20 protein-coding genes are annotated in these 16,898 nt (G+C 42.2%); all 20 read right to left on the bottom strand.

Features of this window, described 5'->3' with window-relative positions; all coding sequences use genetic code 11:
* Positions 1-100 precede the first annotated feature (100 nt).
* On the bottom strand, positions 101-1,354 hold the full coding sequence (gene clpX / locus BLR76_RS08640) for an ATP-dependent Clp protease ATP-binding subunit ClpX (RefSeq protein WP_091268078.1): 1,254 nt from the start codon (positions 1,352-1,354) through the stop codon (positions 101-103).
* A gap of 95 nt (positions 1,355-1,449) precedes the next feature.
* Positions 1,450-2,760, bottom strand: coding sequence for a trigger factor (gene tig / locus BLR76_RS08635; protein ID WP_091268076.1), 1,311 nt, complete (start codon positions 2,758-2,760; stop codon positions 1,450-1,452).
* A gap of 147 nt (positions 2,761-2,907) precedes the next feature.
* Positions 2,908-3,858 carry a hypothetical protein gene (locus BLR76_RS08630; protein WP_091268073.1) on the bottom strand — a complete coding sequence of 317 codons (951 nt, stop codon included), beginning with the start codon at positions 3,856-3,858 and terminating at the stop codon, positions 2,908-2,910.
* Positions 3,859-3,954: 96 nt separating this feature from the next.
* A complete protein-coding gene (locus BLR76_RS08625) occupies positions 3,955-4,737 on the bottom strand; it encodes an acetyl-CoA carboxylase carboxyltransferase subunit alpha (protein ID WP_091268071.1) in 783 nt (260 codons plus the stop codon).
* Complete coding sequence (gene accD / locus BLR76_RS08620; RefSeq protein ID WP_091268069.1) at positions 4,734-5,603, bottom strand: acetyl-CoA carboxylase, carboxyltransferase subunit beta; 870 nt, start codon at positions 5,601-5,603, stop codon at positions 4,734-4,736. Before accD ends, BLR76_RS08625 begins: the two co-directional genes overlap by 4 nt.
* Positions 5,590-6,975 carry an acetyl-CoA carboxylase biotin carboxylase subunit gene (gene accC, locus BLR76_RS08615; RefSeq protein ID WP_091268068.1) on the bottom strand — a complete coding sequence of 462 codons (1,386 nt, stop codon included), beginning with the start codon at positions 6,973-6,975 and terminating at the stop codon, positions 5,590-5,592. The genes accD and accC overlap by 14 nt, the downstream gene beginning before the upstream one ends.
* A 40-nt stretch (positions 6,976-7,015) precedes the next feature.
* Positions 7,016-7,438: a 3-hydroxyacyl-ACP dehydratase FabZ gene (gene fabZ, locus BLR76_RS08610; protein WP_176759667.1), complete on the bottom strand. Its 423-nt coding sequence runs from the start codon at positions 7,436-7,438 to the stop codon at positions 7,016-7,018.
* Positions 7,439-7,459: 21 nt separating this feature from the next.
* Positions 7,460-7,951: an acetyl-CoA carboxylase biotin carboxyl carrier protein gene (accB, locus tag BLR76_RS08605; protein WP_091268061.1), complete on the bottom strand. Its 492-nt coding sequence runs from the start codon at positions 7,949-7,951 to the stop codon at positions 7,460-7,462.
* Positions 7,948-9,192 carry a beta-ketoacyl-ACP synthase II gene (fabF, locus tag BLR76_RS08600; protein ID WP_091268058.1) on the bottom strand — a complete coding sequence of 415 codons (1,245 nt, stop codon included), beginning with the start codon at positions 9,190-9,192 and terminating at the stop codon, positions 7,948-7,950. The genes accB and fabF overlap by 4 nt, the downstream gene beginning before the upstream one ends.
* Before the next feature lie 19 nt (positions 9,193-9,211).
* Positions 9,212-9,943 carry a 3-oxoacyl-[acyl-carrier-protein] reductase gene (gene fabG / locus BLR76_RS08595; protein WP_091268055.1) on the bottom strand — a complete coding sequence of 244 codons (732 nt, stop codon included), beginning with the start codon at positions 9,941-9,943 and terminating at the stop codon, positions 9,212-9,214.
* A 10-nt stretch (positions 9,944-9,953) separates the two neighbouring features.
* The gene (gene fabD, locus BLR76_RS08590; protein WP_091268053.1) at positions 9,954-10,883 is read right to left on the bottom strand and encodes an ACP S-malonyltransferase; all 930 of its coding nucleotides are present in this window, start codon (positions 10,881-10,883) and stop codon (positions 9,954-9,956) included.
* 82 nt (positions 10,884-10,965) lie between these two features.
* On the bottom strand, positions 10,966-11,919 hold the full coding sequence (fabK, locus tag BLR76_RS08585) for an enoyl-[acyl-carrier-protein] reductase FabK (protein ID WP_091268050.1): 954 nt from the start codon (positions 11,917-11,919) through the stop codon (positions 10,966-10,968).
* Between the two features lie 21 nt (positions 11,920-11,940).
* Positions 11,941-12,171 carry an acyl carrier protein gene (locus BLR76_RS08580; protein WP_091268048.1) on the bottom strand — a complete coding sequence of 77 codons (231 nt, stop codon included), beginning with the start codon at positions 12,169-12,171 and terminating at the stop codon, positions 11,941-11,943.
* A 44-nt stretch (positions 12,172-12,215) separates the two neighbouring features.
* Positions 12,216-13,202 carry a beta-ketoacyl-ACP synthase III gene (locus BLR76_RS08575; protein ID WP_091268045.1) on the bottom strand — a complete coding sequence of 329 codons (987 nt, stop codon included), beginning with the start codon at positions 13,200-13,202 and terminating at the stop codon, positions 12,216-12,218.
* On the bottom strand, positions 13,202-13,657 hold the full coding sequence (gene fabT / locus BLR76_RS08570) for a fatty acid biosynthesis transcriptional regulator FabT (protein ID WP_176759666.1): 456 nt from the start codon (positions 13,655-13,657) through the stop codon (positions 13,202-13,204). Before fabT ends, BLR76_RS08575 begins: the two co-directional genes overlap by 1 nt.
* Positions 13,658-13,972: 315 nt before the next feature.
* Entirely contained in the window at positions 13,973-14,329 is a 357-nt protein-coding gene (locus tag BLR76_RS08565) for a DUF2187 family protein (RefSeq protein ID WP_091268042.1), read from the bottom strand.
* 86 nt (positions 14,330-14,415) lie between these two features.
* Positions 14,416-14,859 (bottom strand): MarR family winged helix-turn-helix transcriptional regulator, encoded by a 444-nt coding sequence (locus tag BLR76_RS08560; protein WP_091268040.1) that lies wholly within the window; start codon positions 14,857-14,859, stop codon positions 14,416-14,418.
* A 617-nt stretch (positions 14,860-15,476) separates the two neighbouring features.
* Complete coding sequence (locus BLR76_RS08555) at positions 15,477-16,031, bottom strand: CDP-alcohol phosphatidyltransferase family protein (RefSeq protein ID WP_091268037.1); 555 nt, start codon at positions 16,029-16,031, stop codon at positions 15,477-15,479.
* A gap of 238 nt (positions 16,032-16,269) precedes the next feature.
* The gene (locus BLR76_RS11840) at positions 16,270-16,416 is read right to left on the bottom strand and encodes a hypothetical protein (RefSeq protein WP_176759664.1); all 147 of its coding nucleotides are present in this window, start codon (positions 16,414-16,416) and stop codon (positions 16,270-16,272) included.
* Between the two features lie 12 nt (positions 16,417-16,428).
* Positions 16,429-16,713 carry a hypothetical protein gene (locus BLR76_RS08550; RefSeq protein ID WP_091268035.1) on the bottom strand — a complete coding sequence of 95 codons (285 nt, stop codon included), beginning with the start codon at positions 16,711-16,713 and terminating at the stop codon, positions 16,429-16,431.
* Between the last annotated feature and the right edge of the window lie 185 nt (positions 16,714-16,898).

The raw sequence follows: 16,898 nt of genomic DNA, 5'->3' as shown, positions 1-16,898 counted from the left end.
AGTATTCACGGTATCGTCTACGATAATTCAGAACTGAAAAAGTAATGGCTACGCACTATCCCAAAAGGGCGAAGGCGTAGCCGAAGCTTTTTTTATTTAATTAGCTAACTTTCTGCCCATCTTCATCATAAAAGATAGGATTCATCTGTGTTTCCACTGTTTCTTCGGTTATAACGACTTTCTTAATGTCCGGTCTGCTGGGCACTTCAAACATGATATCCATCATAATGCTTTCAATGATCGATCTCAGCCCACGCGCACCAGTATCTCGTTCGATTGCCTTTTTACCGATTCCACGAAGAGCCTGCTCCTCAAATTCAAGTTCTACCTCATCGATTTGCAGCAGTTTTTTATACTGTTTGACCAGCGAGTTTTTAGGCTTCGTCAGAATTTCGACCAGATCGTCTTCATTCAGCTTCTCAAGTACAGCTGTAATCGGGAGTCGACCGATAAATTCAGGAATCAGACCATATTTCAGTAAATCTTCAGGTATAATCTGCTGTATGATGCTCTGCTTCTCATCTGCTTCTTTACGCTTGCTTGCAGCACCAAATCCGATTACTTTATCCCCCAGACGATTTTTTACAATCGTTTCTATTCCGTCGAAGGCCCCTCCGACAATAAAGAGGATATTTGTAGTATCAATCTGAATCAGTTCCTGATGAGGGTGTTTTCTGCCTCCTTGAGGCGGCACACTTGCAGTCGTTCCTTCAAGAATTTTTAAAAGCGCCTGCTGTACACCTTCCCCACTGACGTCTCTTGTGATAGAGACATTTTCCGACTTGCGGGCGATTTTATCGATCTCATCGACATAAATGATTCCGCGTTGTGCCAGCTCTACATCGTAATCAGCTGACTGGAGGAGTTTCAGTAGAATGTTCTCAACATCTTCTCCAACATACCCCGCTTCGGTCAGATTCGTTGCATCAGCTATTGCAAAAGGAACGTTCAGAATGCGTGCAAGCGTCTGTGCCAGGTACGTTTTACCCGACCCTGTAGGACCGATCAGACAGATGTTACTTTTCTGAAGTTCAATGCCATCTTCTGTGTCTTCATCTAGACTGTTGATACGTTTGTAGTGATTGTATACCGCTACAGAAAGAGCCTTTTTAGCCGCTTCCTGACCGATGATATACTCATTCAGTATTTCTCGAATCTCATGAGGCTTAGGAACGTTCATTTCACCGTCGAATGACTGCTTGCTGAACTCTTCTTCCATAATTTCCTGGCATAAGTCAACACATTCATTACAGATATAAACGCCAGGACCTGCCACGATTTTCTTTACTTGCTCCTGTGATTTCCCGCAGAATGAACATGAGATATTTCCTTTTTGATCGTCATCGTTAAACATAGGCACGGTCACCTCTCTCATAGCCTAATAAAATTTTATGAATTTATGAAAAACGGGAATGCACGTTAGGCATTCCCATTTACATTTAAACAGTTTTACGCTTCGTCTGACTCTTCTGCTGCTTCAAGTGTTTCTTTAGCAGTTGAAGTGATCAGGTCAATTGCTTTTTTCAATGAGATGTCTCTGTTAAGAAGCTCTGGAGAAAGTACGCTGCGTACTTGGTCTTCAGGCATGTTGTACTGCTTAGCCAGATCAGAGATTTCTTTTTCCATGTCTTCCTCAGTCGCAACAAGGTTCTCAGCTGCAACAATTGCTTCAAGTACCAGGTTAGTGCGTACGTTAAATTCTGCATCGCCTTCAAACTGCTTGTGAAGATCCTCTTCTGTTGAGTTTGTCATCTGGTAGTACATTTCAGGTGAAATGCCCTGCTGTTTCAAGTTGTTCAGGAACATATCCATCTGACGGTGTACTTCTTCGTGAGCCATTTCATGTGGAATCTCTTCAATTTTAGCATTTTCTACTGCTTTTCTGATAGCTTCGTCATCTCTGGCATCGTCAGCGGCAGTAGTCTTGCTTTCTTCAAGTTCTTTGCGGATTTTTTCTTTCAATTCATCCACTGTTTCTACGTCTTCATCAAGATCTTTAACGAACTCATCGTCAAGTTCAGGCAATTCTTTCACTTTAACTTCGTGAACCTTGACTTTAAATACAGCTTCTTTTCCAGCAAGTTCATCTGAGTGATACTCTTCTGGGAAAGTAACTGTAACGTCTTTCTCGTCTCCTGCTTTAACGCCAACCAGCTGATCTTCAAAACCAGGGATGAATGAGTTAGATCCAAGAACTAGTGAGTGGTTCTCACCTTTTCCACCTTCAAATGCTTCATCGCCAACGAATCCTTCGTAATCGATGACAACCGTGTCGCCTTCTTCTGCTGCATCTTCTTTAATAGTCAGTTCAGCAAGGCTCTCACGACGGCGATCCAGTGCTGCATCTACGTCTTCTTCAGAAACGTTACGGTCCTGTTTGGTTACTTCGATTTCTTTGTACTGTCCAAGCTCAACTTCAGGTTTAAGAGTGACTTCAGCAATCAGTTCCCAATCCTGGTTCTTTTCAACTGATTTGATATCAATATTAGGCTGAGCTACAGGTTCGATGCCAGCTTCCTGTACAGCTTTAGAATAAGCTGCAGGCAGCAGGTCGTTAAGCGTGTCTTCGTAAAGTGCAGCTTCACCGTACATCTGATTGAAAATACGTCGTGGCACTCGTCCTTTACGGAATCCTGGTACGTTCAAGTTTTTCTGAACTTTCTTGAATGTTTTATCCAGTCCTTTTTGTACTGTTTCTTGATCGATCGTGAATTCCAGACGGCCTGTTGTAGCACCTGTTTTTTCAAAATTTGTTTCCATATATAATTACCCTCCGAATTGATTAGTCTGCTAGCAATCGTCATTATTTCCAACACTGTGGAAATAAGCCTGTTCACTATTTATTAATTAAACATACTTAATTATCATACAATATTTAAAGGCTAATGTAAACTGCGGATGCTTAATTCACAGCAACTCCTGATACACTCTGCTGACCCAGCTGTTAATATAAGCCTGTTTCTCCTCAGACACTTGTTCAACTTCATCCTGCTCGGGCTGTATCCCCTCTGCTATTGTATAAATCCATGCTGTAATATCTTCTTTTTGAATGGCTTCATCGATAAACGGAAAGAGCATGAGAAGAACAGCATTCGCTTCCTGTTCGACCAGCACTTTTAATGAAGGATTACTGATGAATAATTCTTCAATTTTAGAATACATGTCCTGTACGACCGGATGATTTTCAAACGTGCTCATAGTTGCTGGTGTGACCTTTCTAGTCTCATTCAGCCAAGTATATGAAAAAGACTGATTTACTCTTCTGTCAATAAGTACAGACAGAAATCCGGACCGGGCAAACGGATGAACGTATGGGTTCTGAAAAACAGATGGTGCCGCATGAATCAAATTGTCCGTCTTCATCTCATCCGCTTCCTGTATCAGAGCAAACTGCTCATCAGGCGTCAATGAGGCTAAAGAAAACAGTTTTTTCTTGCGCTCGATTTCTGTCTGGTGACGTTCTTTTTCTGCTTCAAGTTTTTTCTGCTCTAAAGTGTCCTTAAGATTCTGCCAGCTGGCCAAGTTTTCCGAAGTAGCTAACCTGATTTCATCGTCCAGCAATTTTTGAGCTAACAAAAACTGGTAATTGTAGATAAGCAGCTCGATATAAACAAGCAGTCTCTTTTCGTTTGTCAGGTAAAAGGATTCTTTCTCTTCTGCGTAGTCAAGTGCTTCACTGATCTGCCCATTCTGAAATAATGTCGACACCAGCAGAATATTCAGGCTGTTTTCATCTTTGATCGCATATGCCTTTTTCATATGTGTAATTGCCCGCTTATAGTCTGCGTCCTGCAGCGCACTCAATGCATGATGCATATATGTCCCGTAGTTCTTAGGGAATTCTATCTTATCTCCCATATCACAACACTCCTCAGCTATATTGTACCACAAGCCTTCTGCTGCAAAACATGGAATAAATAAAAGCAACAGGATCATTCCATCCCATTGCTTCAACTAATATTGTCTGAATCGGTCATATCGCTTACGTATGAGCTCATTCTTTGAAACTCGAACGAGTTCAAAAAGCTTTTCATCAATTTCTTTTTTCATATTGGCGATAATCTGATCTTTTTCAAGTGCTTCTTGTTTTTCAGTCTCAGGTATCACTTTTTCGATGATCCCAAGTTTCAACAAATCAGATGAAGTCAGCTTCATCAGTTCAGCTGCATCGCTGGCTTTCTTGGCATCTTTCCATAGAATAGACGCGAATCCTTCAGGTGACAGGATGGAATAAATGGAGAACTCCATCATCCATACTTCATCAGACAATGCCAGAGCCAACGCACCCCCGCTTCCACCTTCTCCTATGATTACTGAGAGAACAGGCACGGAAAGATCGCTCATTTCCAGCAAGTTCCGGGCAATCGCTTCACCCTGACCCCTTTCTTCAGCTTCAACTCCACAGTATGCCCCAGAGGTGTTGATAAAGTTGAGAACGGGTCTATTGAACTTCTCAGCTTGTTTCATCAGTCGAAGGGATTTACGGTACCCTTCCGGGTGTGCCGATCCAAAGTTAGTTCGGACATTTTCCTCGACTGTTGTCCCTTTCTGGTTCCCAATTACAGTCACTGCCCGGCCGTTCAGTTTCCCGATTCCACCAATGATAGCAGGGTCATCTTTAAACACTCTGTCACCATGCAGTTCGATGAAGTCATCGATCATCATACTTGTAATGTCTTTCATATTGATTCGATCGGTTTTTCTGGCAGAGGAGACCACAGACATGACATCATTCATTCAGACTCCTCCTTTAATGTTCCTTCTGGATCGACATGCAGTTCCAGAAGCTGACTGATTACAGATTTTAATTTTTCCCGTTCGACTATCTGGTCTATAAAACCATTTTTTAATACTGTCTCAGCAAGTTGGAAGTCATCAGGCAGAGATTCTTTAATTGTCTGTTCAATCACCCGTTTGCCCGCAAAACCTATTAGTGCTCCTGGTTCAGCCAGTATGATGTCTCCCAGCATAGCAAAGCTTGCTGTCACCCCACCTGTTGTAGGGTCGGTGATCACTGTCAGATAAAAGAGCCCCTTTTCTGAATGCCTTTTAATTGCCGCGCTGGTTTTAGCCATCTGCATAAGCGAAAAGATTCCTTCCTGCATTCTGGCGCCACCGGATGCTGTAAAAAGTACAACAGGTAGATTCTTCTCAGTCGCTCTTTCAAATAACCGGGTTATTTTTTCTCCGACAGCCTGGCCCATGCTTCCCATAATGAAGTGTGAATCCATAATTCCAATGGCCGATTCAATTGAATTAAATCGTGCCTGCCCGGTCAGAACAGCCTCCCTTAATCCGGTATTTATTTGGACGTTCTGAATTTTTTCTTCATATCCTGGAAACTGAAGCGGATCTGACGCATGCACCTCGCCGTCCCATTCTGAGAAACTATTTGGATCAACAGTGAGTGCCAGTCTTTCCTGAGCACGGATACGGAAGGCGTAGTGGCAGTTAGGACATATTCTTTCCTGCCCTAAACTCTTCACATACACGGACTGTTTACATTGAGGACATTTTTCAAACATCCCATCCGGAACAGTCGGCCCGTTTTGAGAGGTGCTTTTCTGTATAGAAATATAGGGCCTTTTTTTAAATAGCCTCATTCTCCGCCTCCTTCTCGTTCAACCAGTCAGGAATGATCTGCTGGGACAAGGTTTCCGTCGTATACTCACCAGATTCAAATGCTTCATGACTTAGTAGATCATATTGAAAATCAAGATTAGTCTGGATACCTTCTACAACCATTTCGTCGAGTGCCCGGATCATTTTACGTACAGCATCTTCTCTAGTCTGACCATGAGTAATTATCTTTGCAATCATCGAATCATAGTGGGGCGGAATTATTCCTCCCGCAAACATCGCTGTATCCACACGCAGACCTAAGCCGCCTGATGGCATGTTCAGGTACGTGATTTCTCCTGGAGAAGGTGCAAAATTGAAAGCAGGGTTTTCAGCATTGATACGACATTCTATCGCGTGTCCTTTAAATTCAATATCTTCCTGAGTCAAAGTCAGTGGCAGTCCGGCAGCAATCCGGATCTGTTCCTTGACGATATCGACATGAGTGATCATTTCAGTAATAGGATGCTCAACTTGTATGCGCGTATTCATCTCCATGAAGTAGTACTGCTCGTTCTGATCGACTAAAAACTCGATCGTGCCGGCATTTTTATACCCTACTCCCTGAGCAGCTCTCACTGCACTCATACAGATATTCTCTCTAGCTTCATCTGTCAAAGAGGAGCTGGGTGCTTCCTCAACGATCTTCTGATGGTTTCTTTGAAGAGAACAGTCTCTTTCACCAAGATGGATAACATTCCCGTGATGGTCAGCCAGAATCTGCACTTCGATATGCTTGGCTGGCGTAATGATCTTTTCTACATACATACGGTTATCATTGAATGCTGCTTTCGATTCAGACTGCGCCTGAAGAAAGCTAGATTCTAGCAGATCTGAGTCGAATACCATACGCATTCCTTTACCGCCCCCGCCGGCTACTGCTTTTATAATCACAGGAAGGCCGATAGACTGGACATGGTCATGCAGCTCATCCAAGGTCGTAATAGATGAATGGCTTCCAGGGATGACGGGTACGTTAGCCTTCTGCATCATTTCTCTCGCGTTGGACTTATTCCCCATCTGTTCGATTGTTTCTTTATCAGGTCCGATAAATGTAATATTCACTTCTTCACACATCGCAGCAAATAGACTATTTTCGGAAAGAAAACCAAAACCGGGATGAATAGCTTCCGCACCTGTCAGTACCGCTGCACTCAGAATATTATGTATATTCAGGTACGAATCTGACGCTTTAGGTGGACCAATACAAACCGCTTCGTCTGCCAACTGCATATGAAGGGCATCTTCATCGGCAGTAGAATAGATGGCTACCGTTTTGATGCCCAGTTCTTTGCAGGCACGAATAATGCGTACAGCTATTTCACCTCTGTTGGCTACTAATATTTTTTCAAACATGCCTAACCCTTCCTTAATAGATACAAATTTTAGTGATCTGCTATCTTCCGATAATGAATGTCATTTCTACTTCACAGACCTTCTTGCCATCCACGTATGCGACACCTTTACCGATTCCTGCATAATCTTTAAGCTTGACGATATCTACTTTTAATTCAAGCACATCTCCAGGAACGACTTTTTTCTTGAATTTAACTTTGTTCAGTCCACCAAGGTAGGCTGTCTGAGACTTGAACTGATCCAGTTTTAAAAGCGGGATCGATCCAGCCTGCGCCAGACTCTCAACAATGAGTACACCTGGCATGACTGGTTCTCCCGGGAAGTGTCCTTGGAAAAACTCTTCATTGATCGTTACATTTTTTATAGCGGTGACATGTTCACCTGGAATCAGCTCTGTCACTTTGTCAATAAAATAAATCGGGTAACGATTGGGAATCAGTTCCTGAATTTCTTTAATGTTCATAGTAGTCATAAGTCGTCTCCTTTAATTTGGCTTGATTTTGATCAGTGACTGATTGAATTCGACAGGCTGTCCATCTTCGATCATTATTTGGCTGATCGTTCCGTCTACGTCACTCTTGATTTCATTCATGACTTTCATCGCTTCGATGATACAGATGGTCTGACCTTTAGATACTGCATCGCCTTCACTAACGAATGGTGGGGCATCAGGTGAAGAAGACAGGTAGCCTGTCCCTACTATGGGCGCCTTCAGTTCATGAAGATCTTCATCTGGTGCGATCTCTTGTGGCGCGGACTGCGCAGCAGTTTCCTCTTCTGACGAGGGTGAGAATTTCCTTGCAGGTTCTGCCTGATTATTAGGCTCCACCTGATCTTGGGTCTGCACTACACCACCAGCACCATACGTTTTTCTTTTGCTCAATTTTAAGGAGATGTCGTCATTTTCCATCTCGAACTCATAAAGAGATGACCGGTCGATGTGATCGATCAGCTCTTTCAGCTGTTCAAAATTCATTCCTTATCCTCCCATTTCTTGAAGCAGGTAACGGCGTTATGTCCACCAAACCCTAAAGAGTTATTTAATGCATACTGAATTGCTTTTTCTCTTGGCTGATTGCTGACATAATCCAGGTCGCAGGCTTCGTCAGGTGTGCTTAGATTGATTGTCGGTGGAAGTATTCCTTCCTGAAGTGCTTTAATGGATGCGATCGCTTCGATTGCCCCTGCACCTCCAAGTAAATGACCTGTCATGCTCTTAGTACTTGAAACAGCGACACTCGCAGCTGCTTCATCACCTAATGCCAGTTTGATGGCCTCGGTTTCTGAAGAGTCATTGGCAGGTGTAGATGTTCCGTGCGCATTGATATAGTCAATATCTGCAGCTTCGATTCCAGACTCTTTGATAGCCTGCTTCATGGCTCTTGCAGCACCTGACCCGTCTGGAGAAGGGGCAGTCATGTGGAAACTGTCTCCAGTCGCACCGTAACCTGTAATTTCAGCATATATTTTCGCCTTGCGTTTTAAAGCAGAAGATAAGCTTTCAAGTACAAGAACTCCTGCACCTTCACCCATGACGAATCCATGACGATTCTTGTCGAAAGGCGTTGAAGCAGCATTAGGATCTTCATTAGTTGATAATGCATTCAGTGCAGCAAAACCTGACATACCGATTTCATTGATGCTTGCCTCAGCTCCACCAGCCAGCATGATGTCGGCATAGCCGTGCTTGATATTTCTATAGGCTTCTCCAATTGAATTGTTTCCGGATGCACAGGCTGTGACGATTGAAAGATTCGGTCCTTTTGCTCCAGTTGCTATGGAGATATTTCCCGCAACCATGTTTCCTATTGCCATAGGAACGAAAAAGGGAGCAACACGGTCCAGTCCTTTTTCATGCATTTTGATGATTTGGTCCTGCATGGCATTCAGTCCGCCAATTCCTGAACCGACAATGACTCCCATGCGATCAGCATCAATTTCATCCATGTCAATTTCACTATCTTTCACTGCTTCAAGAGCAGCCGCTACGCCATACTGCGAAAATGGGTCCATACGCTTAGCCAGTTTTCTATCCATGACTTTCTTAGCCTCAAAGTTTCGGACTTCTCCGGCAACATGAACATTGATTGCCTCTCCATCGAATTTGGTCAGTGGCCCTATGCCGTTTCTTCCATTTTTCAGTCCATCCCAAAATTCTGCTACTGAATTGCCAAGAGGCGTAATCGCCCCAAGACCAGTAATTACTACTCTTTCCATTCTCAGCCTCCTAAACTATTTACCCGTTCATTACCATCCCACCATCAACGTGGAAAACTTGTCCGGTAATATACTTCTGATTACTTAAAAACCCTGCCAGCTCAGCTACCTCTTCAACTTTACCAAGGCGGTTGAGAGGAATAGTCGTCAGAGCTTTCTCTTTTACTTCATCGGTCAGCTGATCGGTCATATCGGATTCAATGAAACCAGGTGCGATGGCATTAACCAGCACCCCTCTTGGAGCCAGCTCCTTGGCCAATGATTTAGTCAATCCGATTACACCGGCCTTGCTCGCAGCATAGTTCGCCTGTCCGACGTTTCCAGCTACTCCGACAACACTGGACATATTGATGATATGCCCTGAGCGCTGCTTGAGCATCACTTTAGCCGCTTCTTTAGATGTATAAAACGTGCCTTTCAAGTTGACATCAAGCGTGGCATCAAAATCATCATCAGACAACCTGATGGCCAGATTGTCACGTGTGATCCCTGCATTATTCACTAGAACATCTACAGACCCAAAGTGTTTTCTGGTGTCCTTGATTAGCTTTTTAGCAAAGGCCGAATCGCTAATGTCCCCATTGATAACATGGACAGTCCCGTCGAAAACGTTGAAGTAATCCATCAGATCATCTGACAGGTCTTTTCGTCCGTTAACAACGACATTATGCCCTCTCTTAAGAAAGAAGGCTGCGATCGCTTTACCGATTCCTCTGGTGCTTCCTGTTACTATGATTGTTTTTTTATCCATATTACCCCTACTATCCACTCGATTTTTCCAGTAATTTATTCAATTGACTAGGCTTTTCGACATTCGACGGTTTAAAGCTTCTATCAATTGCTTTGATAAATGACTTTAAAGTTTTTCCAGGTCCGACTTCGATAAATCTCTCTACCCCATCTTCAGCCATAATTCGAATCATCTGTTCAAAACGGACAGATGAAGTCATCTGTTTAGTGAGAAGATGAGAAATCGCCCCTGAATCAGGATATGCACTGGCTGTCACGTTAGAATAGACCGGGATAGTTAACGGGTTGAATGTCTGCTGAGACAGGACTTCAGAAAATTCCTGAGCTGCTGGTTCAAGCAATTGAGAATGAAAAGGTCCGCTGACATTCAGTTCAACTACACGTTTCGCCCCACGTTCTTCGGCCAGCTTCATCGCCTGCTCCACACCTTCTGCTGTTCCAGAAAGAACAAGCTGACTTGGCGTATTATAATTTGCTACGGTCACATAGTTATTTTCAGTGACTGTGCTACAGATCGATTCAACTGCTTCTGCATCCAGTCCTATGACCGCAGCCATTTTTCCTTCTCCGTCAGGAACAGCTTCTTCCATAAGACTTCCCCTCTTGTGGACAAGTCTGACTGCTTCTTTGAACCCTATGGCTTCTGAAGCGACAAGCGCACTGTATTCTCCCAGACTAAGTCCTGCTGAACAATCCGGATGAATGCCTTCTTCTCCCATGACTGCAGCAATAGCATGACTGACCGTCAAAATAGCCGGCTGAGTATATGGAGTGAAATGTATATTCTTTTCATCGTTAAAGCAAATTTCAGCAAGATCGAGATCCAATGCCTCACTGGCTTGATCAAATATAGCGCGGGCAGATGCATAAGTGTCGTAGAATTCTTTCCCCATGCCCAGATACTGCGCACCCTGCCCACTAAAGACAAATGCAGTTTTCACGAAAAACTTCCTTTCATATAACTGATAAATGAGTAAATCGCCATTAATTTGAATATCAAAGTATTAGACTGAACCTTACACATCAATTAAAGACGACTGGGTGAGCTGTCAGCTCTTTGTATTCACTCATCAGCTCCTGAATGATCTCCTCACAACTCTGTTCTTTCGATACAAGTCCGGCAATCTGACCGGACATAAATGATCCACCATCCTTATCACCTTCAATAACCGCTTTTCTTAAAGCGCCCTTACCAAGCTCTTCAAGACGTGAAAAATCCGGATGCTCATCACTTGTAATTTCTTTTTCTACTTTCAGGTATTCTTTTGTGAGTTTGTTTCTAAGTACACGTACAGGATGACCTGTGATCATACCAGTTACGACGGTATCAATGTCTCTCGCCTTAATAATGCGCTCCTTGAATTTTTCATGAGCAATACTTTCATAAGCGACTACAAAACGTGTACCTAATTGTACCGCAGACGCTCCCAGCATAAATGCGGCAGCCATTCCCCGGCCATCTGCTATACCTCCAGCTGCTATTACTGGAATATGAACTGCATCAACGACCTGAGGAACTAGAGTCATGGTTGTCAGTTTTCCAATATGACCTCCAGCTTCCATCCCTTCACAGATGATTGCATCTGCACCTTCTTTTTCCATCCGTCTGGCCAGTGCAACGGAAGCAACTACAGGGATCACAGTAATCCCTGCATCCTTGAACTTTTTCATATATCGTCCAGGACTGCCCGCTCCAGTTGTCACGACTTTTATGCCTTCTTCGCACACAACATCGACGACTTCATCAACATAGGGTGACAGCAGCAGGACATTCACACCAAATGGTTTGTCTGTCATCTTCTTAGTTTCTTGAATGATTTTTCTGACATACTCACCTGGTTCATGCCCGGCTCCAAGCATGCCCAGTCCCCCTGCATTTGAGACGGCTGCTGCTAGACTTGGAGTGGCAACCCATGACATCGCTCCTTGTATGATGGGATATTTAATTCCAATTTGCTCTAATAAAGGCTGATTCATCTAGGAGCTCCTTCCTGTAAATTAAGATTCGATTTGACCTTCAACATATTTTACTAGATCTTCTACAGTTGTCAGACCCTCTTCAGATTCTATCTTGATGTCAAATTCGTCTTCGATATCATTTATGATCTGGAACAGATCCAAGCTGTCTGCTTCAAGTTCTTCTCTAAAGTTCGTTGAGAGTTGTACTTCGGTTTCTTCTTTGTCCAGCTGATCTACGATAATTTCCTGAATTTTTTCAAAAGTTGTCATTTATAATTCCTCCGATTAGTTCATTAGTTTTTTAGTTTGTATCATTAGTTTATTTCCAAGAGTAGCGTTCCCCAGGTTAATCCCCCGCCGAAGGCACTCAAGATGATTTTCTGTTTTTTTCCATTCAACACTTTTTTTTCTTTTGCAAGCTCGTCCAATAGTATCGGTAGACTGGCTGCAGATGTGTTCCCATAATTTTGAATGTTCATAGGAAAAGTCTCGAGAGGACGTTTCAGTTTTTTGGCAATAATTTCTATGATGCGTGCATTTGCCTGATGAAGGAGAAAATAATCAATGTCTTCTATATCAGTCCGGCTCTCGTTAAGTACTTTATGGATACTGTCCGGAATCGAGCGAGTGACAAAGTTGAAGATCTCTCTTCCATCCATAGTCAGGTAACTGATTGATTTGTCTGACTGTACAAGAGGATTGTCCACCTGTCTATTCCCAGATGTCAGTGCCTTTCCTTTATCTCCATTTGCATGAAGATCTTCAGATATAAATTGGTCAGCCTCATCTGTTTTGCCTATTAGGACTCCTGCTGCACCATCACCGAAAAGCACTGCCGTCTTTCTGTCTGTCCAGTCGATCTCTTTTGACATGACCTCTCCGCCAAGCACTAAGGCATAGCCGTAAGGCGCATGTCTGAGTATTTTTTCTGCTGTAGATAGCGCGTAGACAAAACCTGAACAAGCTGCGTTCATATCAAATGCCATCGCCTGACCTGCTTGGATCGCTGACTGCACTTTACTGGCAACAGATGGAGACTGCCCATCAGGTGACATTGTCGCAACAATGATCAGTCCGATTTCATCAGCATCGATATGACTATCTTCTAGTACATCATGGGCAGCTTTAATACACAAGTTACTCGTGTTGTCTCCACGAGATAAGTAACGAGACTGGATACCAGTCCGTTTGACGATCCATTCGTCAGACGTATCCATCCAGCTCGTCAAATCATGATTAGACACACGATGAGGTGGGATATATTTTCCAGTTGAATATATTTTCACATGAGTCTTGTCCATCACTCCGGTAACTGCTCCTTTGTCCGCTCAAGAAAGCTGTGAAGATTCAACAAGCCTTTCATCAGCACTTCAGCTTCTTCTTCGCTCATTTCCGTTAGCGTTTCTCGGACCATATCTCTATGAAACTTGTCATGAAGACGATAAAGCAGGCGCCCTTTCTTTGTCAGTGCCAGCTTGACGACTCTTCGGTCCTTCTCGCTTCGGACGCGGTTCACATAGCCTTTACGGACTAAGTTGTTGACCGAAACTGTAAGCGTGCCTACTGTAATACCAAGCTTCTTAGCCACCTCACTGGTTGTGTGCTCCTGATACATACCAATTGCATCAATGGTATGCATTTCTTTGATTGATACATCCTTGAACTGACTTGTCTGGAGTGTCCGTTCTTCAATCATCAGCACATCGTTGAAAATAGATACCAGGTACCCGTTTATTTCATTGATTTTTGGGTCCACATCATCTCCTCCTATTCCTTTAGTCGATATCGTTTGATTATCAAACTATTTGACAATCAAAATACTAACTTAGTTTGAAAAAACTGTCAAGATTAAAATAATGATTTATATGTGAAGGCAGTTTTGAAAGATTTGTTGAAAGCGTTGTCATCACTGGTTGAAAAGGTCTCCTTATTCTTGTATTATTGTATGATTTTTTCTGCCTGTTTAACTTTTTAAGTCATATTTCTGCGGTGACCCTTTTACACTTCCTCATTTCAGGGTGTATAAAAAGCAAAAAAGACCATCCTGGGACGGCCTTTTTTTGATAGTTGCTTATTCTTCATCCACTTGATTTTTAAATCCTTCAATATCTTTAAAGTTAACGACCGTTTTTTCTTCAACCAGATCATGCATTCTTTCAGAAGAATGATTCCAGTTGATCCGGACGATGGCACTGTTTGTAAGAAGTTTTTCAATAACTCCTTCCATTGGTTCGTCTCTAAATGAAAAGATAATTTCATCCCCAACATCCGGTCTTAAATCTTCTTTGATCGTTTCAATAATGTCGACTGCTTCTTTATAAGGTAAATCTAATAAATTAGCAATTCGGGAGTTGCTGGCACCTTTACGAAGTTCCGTTTCAACCAATTGCTGGACTTCCGCAGTGATCTCTTCTTTAGCCACTTTCATCCCCTCAATTCTTCATTAAGATTTTATACTCCTTTAATCATTATACCATAAGAGTATTATGAAAGCGAATAAAGGTTGCCCCTAGCTTAATTGTCCTGTAAGCTGACTGCTTTATACCCGACTTTTTTTAGGGTGTTCTGTAGAGTTTTTATTTCTTCTAATGTGCATTCTTCAAAAATTTCAGCTATTTTATCCGCATGTTTGGGGAATATTTCCTTCATTAGACTATTACCTTCCTGCGTGAGCTCGCAGAAGGTGACTCTTCTGTCAAACTTATCAGCTACTCTATCGACAAATCCTTTTTCCTCTAGTCTATCAACAACATATGTGATGCTGCTTGAAGCTAACAGGATCTGTTTTCCGATCATCTGTATTGGTTGACGTCCTTTATTGAATAGAAGTTCAAGTACTGAAAACTCGGTTGCATTCAATCCATAAGATGCCATATCATTTTTTACTACTTTTTCTACACTTGAAGATGCTTTAAGCAGAATTGTCAATGCTTTAAGCTGGTCTTTATTGTCATTCATCTTTCTCACCACCTAATAAGACATATACTTTTCTAGTGGGTATGGCAGGGTCACATTTTCAGTTTTTTATTCCTGGCTATTGTCCTCGATTATGTCCATGGCAGAAATTTTCAGTTTAGGATATTGACACATTAGGATGCGTTCTTACATGAGTATTTTAAATTATGACAAGACTATCCGAAACTCTTCAGCTGTTCATTCTCAACCCATAAATTCATAACTGACGATTCCTGCTGATTTGTCATTCAAAATATGATGCATAAAATCTAATGCGTTTGTCAACACGCTGGTCATTCAGTAATTATGTTCCGGAGTAATAGTAATAGCAATATCCAACCATTTCGTTCGTTTATCTTGTCGGGTCCTTTTTTTTTTGTGCCATGTGGTCATCTGTTAAAGACGGCAATACGGGGTCTTCTAAAGGCGGTAATTGAATGATTTGATAACGTTCAACTCATTACTGGCTCCAAGGTATGTCTTTGCATTATCCAGCCCCACTCCGCAACCATAACTTTGACTTACATCTCAAGTACCCACTCCAGTTTCCATGACATTACTTCTCTTGCTTTCCACTAGTTTATCACACGTAAATCAGAATTTTATAATAACACACCTTATTATACTTCGTTACTGTGCATATCTCTAAATAACTTACTGTAATGATACAATGCACTGATTTGAAAGATACTCGCTACGCCTACCAGAAGAACTACGGTGCCCTCAGTCAGTGTTGGGAAAAAAACAGCAATGAACATAGTGAAGTAAAAGACGATCGTAGCAATTTTACCCGGCCAGATCGATCCATCCAGTGTTTTCTGTTTTTTATACAGCCGGATGTTTTCTACAAACATATAAGTTTCCTTCACCAGGAAAAGAATAAATAGAAAGAGAAACACCGGCCACTTCAACATTAGAACGGCAACGACTGCCACCTGGGTCAGTTTATCGGCAACAGGATCAAGAAGCTGTCCGATTTTTGTCCCCTGATTAAAGCGTCTTGCTATAAACCCATCTACAGCATCAGTCAGTCCGGACAAGACCAGAATACCCGTCGCGTACACATATTCACCCTGGGATTCAGCAGACATATAAGCAATTACAAAATACGGAATAAGTATTAACCTGAAATATGACAATATATTTGGAATAGTGAACCAGTCTTTTGCGTTCATCTGTCATCATCCTCCCGTCGAATATGGGTACCGCTCATTTATTCTTTAATCCGGATTATCATGGGAAATTTGAAATGGAATAATATTCACTAAAATGATGCCTGTCCATTCACTTGTCAGATCAAATGACCTGATTTGTACTATTTTAGTATACTTAATTTGACCGATAATAGCAATTTAAAATGAGAAAAAGCCAGCATGTTTGTTTATACAAACACACTGGCTTCCTTACATCCATTTACTGTTTATCTCCCTGTGGATTAGGGTTTTCCGGATTGAAATTATCTTCGTGATTCGTTTCATCTGAATCTGGTTCTTCCAGGTCCACACCAAATCCAGGTGCATGGAGTCCGATATCTTCCTCTTTGTTACCCTCTTCCTTCACTACTTCTTTTTTTTATTTATCTTTTTCAAACAAGACATATCCTCCTCTTTTCAATATATCATCATATAAGCTAACTTCCTTCTCATCAAGACCATGTCCGTCAAGCGGGTGGCTATTTTTGAAGTCCTCCTCTTTGACCGATTCAATTTCAATCGGCACCATGGATTTAACTTCAGAAACATGTTCCTCAAGAGATACGACTAGAAGGGCATTTGCATGATAAGCACCACTTTGAATCAGATTCTCTACTTCAGTGGCAAACGCCTCAAGACTTTGCTGGGCTGTGACAAACTTCATTAGTTATCCTCCTCTAAACAATGTGTAAACTCATTTTACCAAAGGAGGAATCAACTAACCAATTTTAACTACTTGAAAGTTTGCTTTTTCTTTGAATTTGCCCAAAATTTATAACAACACTTTATATACCAAAAGCTCGAGGAATTCACATGTGGAAAACATGGAAGCCTCGAGCTTTTTGACTG

This window comes from Alkalibacterium thalassium, from assembly GCF_900101165.1.
Lineage (GTDB): Bacteria > Bacillota > Bacilli > Lactobacillales > Carnobacteriaceae_A > Alkalibacterium > Alkalibacterium indicireducens.
The sequence above is the reverse complement of the archived record's forward strand: the minus strand, read 5'-3'. Positions and strand labels throughout refer to the sequence as shown.

What these genes read in the sequence shown, in the direction of transcription:
- clpX (WP_091268078.1), bottom strand. Translation starts at nt 1,354, where the DNA reads ATGTTTAACGATGACGATCAAAAAGGAAATATCTCATGTTCATTCTGC.
- tig (WP_091268076.1), bottom strand. Translation starts at nt 2,760, where the DNA reads ATGGAAACAAATTTTGAAAAAACAGGTGCTACAACAGGCCGTCTGGAA.
- BLR76_RS08630 (WP_091268073.1), bottom strand. Translation starts at nt 3,858, where the DNA reads ATGGGAGATAAGATAGAATTCCCTAAGAACTACGGGACATATATGCAT.
- BLR76_RS08625 (WP_091268071.1), bottom strand. Translation starts at nt 4,737, where the DNA reads ATGAATGATGTCATGTCTGTGGTCTCCTCTGCCAGAAAAACCGATCGA.
- accD (WP_091268069.1), bottom strand. Translation starts at nt 5,603, where the DNA reads ATGAGGCTATTTAAAAAAAGGCCCTATATTTCTATACAGAAAAGCACC.
- accC (WP_091268068.1), bottom strand. Translation starts at nt 6,975, where the DNA reads ATGTTTGAAAAAATATTAGTAGCCAACAGAGGTGAAATAGCTGTACGC.
- fabZ (WP_176759667.1), bottom strand. Translation starts at nt 7,438, where the DNA reads ATGAACATTAAAGAAATTCAGGAACTGATTCCCAATCGTTACCCGATT.
- accB (WP_091268061.1), bottom strand. Translation starts at nt 7,951, where the DNA reads ATGAATTTTGAACAGCTGAAAGAGCTGATCGATCACATCGACCGGTCA.
- fabF (WP_091268058.1), bottom strand. Translation starts at nt 9,192, where the DNA reads ATGGAAAGAGTAGTAATTACTGGTCTTGGGGCGATTACGCCTCTTGGC.
- fabG (WP_091268055.1), bottom strand. Translation starts at nt 9,943, where the DNA reads ATGGATAAAAAAACAATCATAGTAACAGGAAGCACCAGAGGAATCGGT.
- fabK (WP_091268050.1), bottom strand. Translation starts at nt 11,919, where the DNA reads ATGAATCAGCCTTTATTAGAGCAAATTGGAATTAAATATCCCATCATA.
- BLR76_RS08580 (WP_091268048.1), bottom strand. Translation starts at nt 12,171, where the DNA reads ATGACAACTTTTGAAAAAATTCAGGAAATTATCGTAGATCAGCTGGAC.
- BLR76_RS08575 (WP_091268045.1), bottom strand. Translation starts at nt 13,202, where the DNA reads ATGGACAAGACTCATGTGAAAATATATTCAACTGGAAAATATATCCCA.
- BLR76_RS08565 (WP_091268042.1), bottom strand. Translation starts at nt 14,329, where the DNA reads ATGAAAGTGGCTAAAGAAGAGATCACTGCGGAAGTCCAGCAATTGGTT.
- BLR76_RS08560 (WP_091268040.1), bottom strand. Translation starts at nt 14,859, where the DNA reads ATGAATGACAATAAAGACCAGCTTAAAGCATTGACAATTCTGCTTAAA.
- BLR76_RS08555 (WP_091268037.1), bottom strand. Translation starts at nt 16,031, where the DNA reads ATGAACGCAAAAGACTGGTTCACTATTCCAAATATATTGTCATATTTC.
- BLR76_RS08550 (WP_091268035.1), bottom strand. Translation starts at nt 16,713, where the DNA reads ATGAAGTTTGTCACAGCCCAGCAAAGTCTTGAGGCGTTTGCCACTGAA.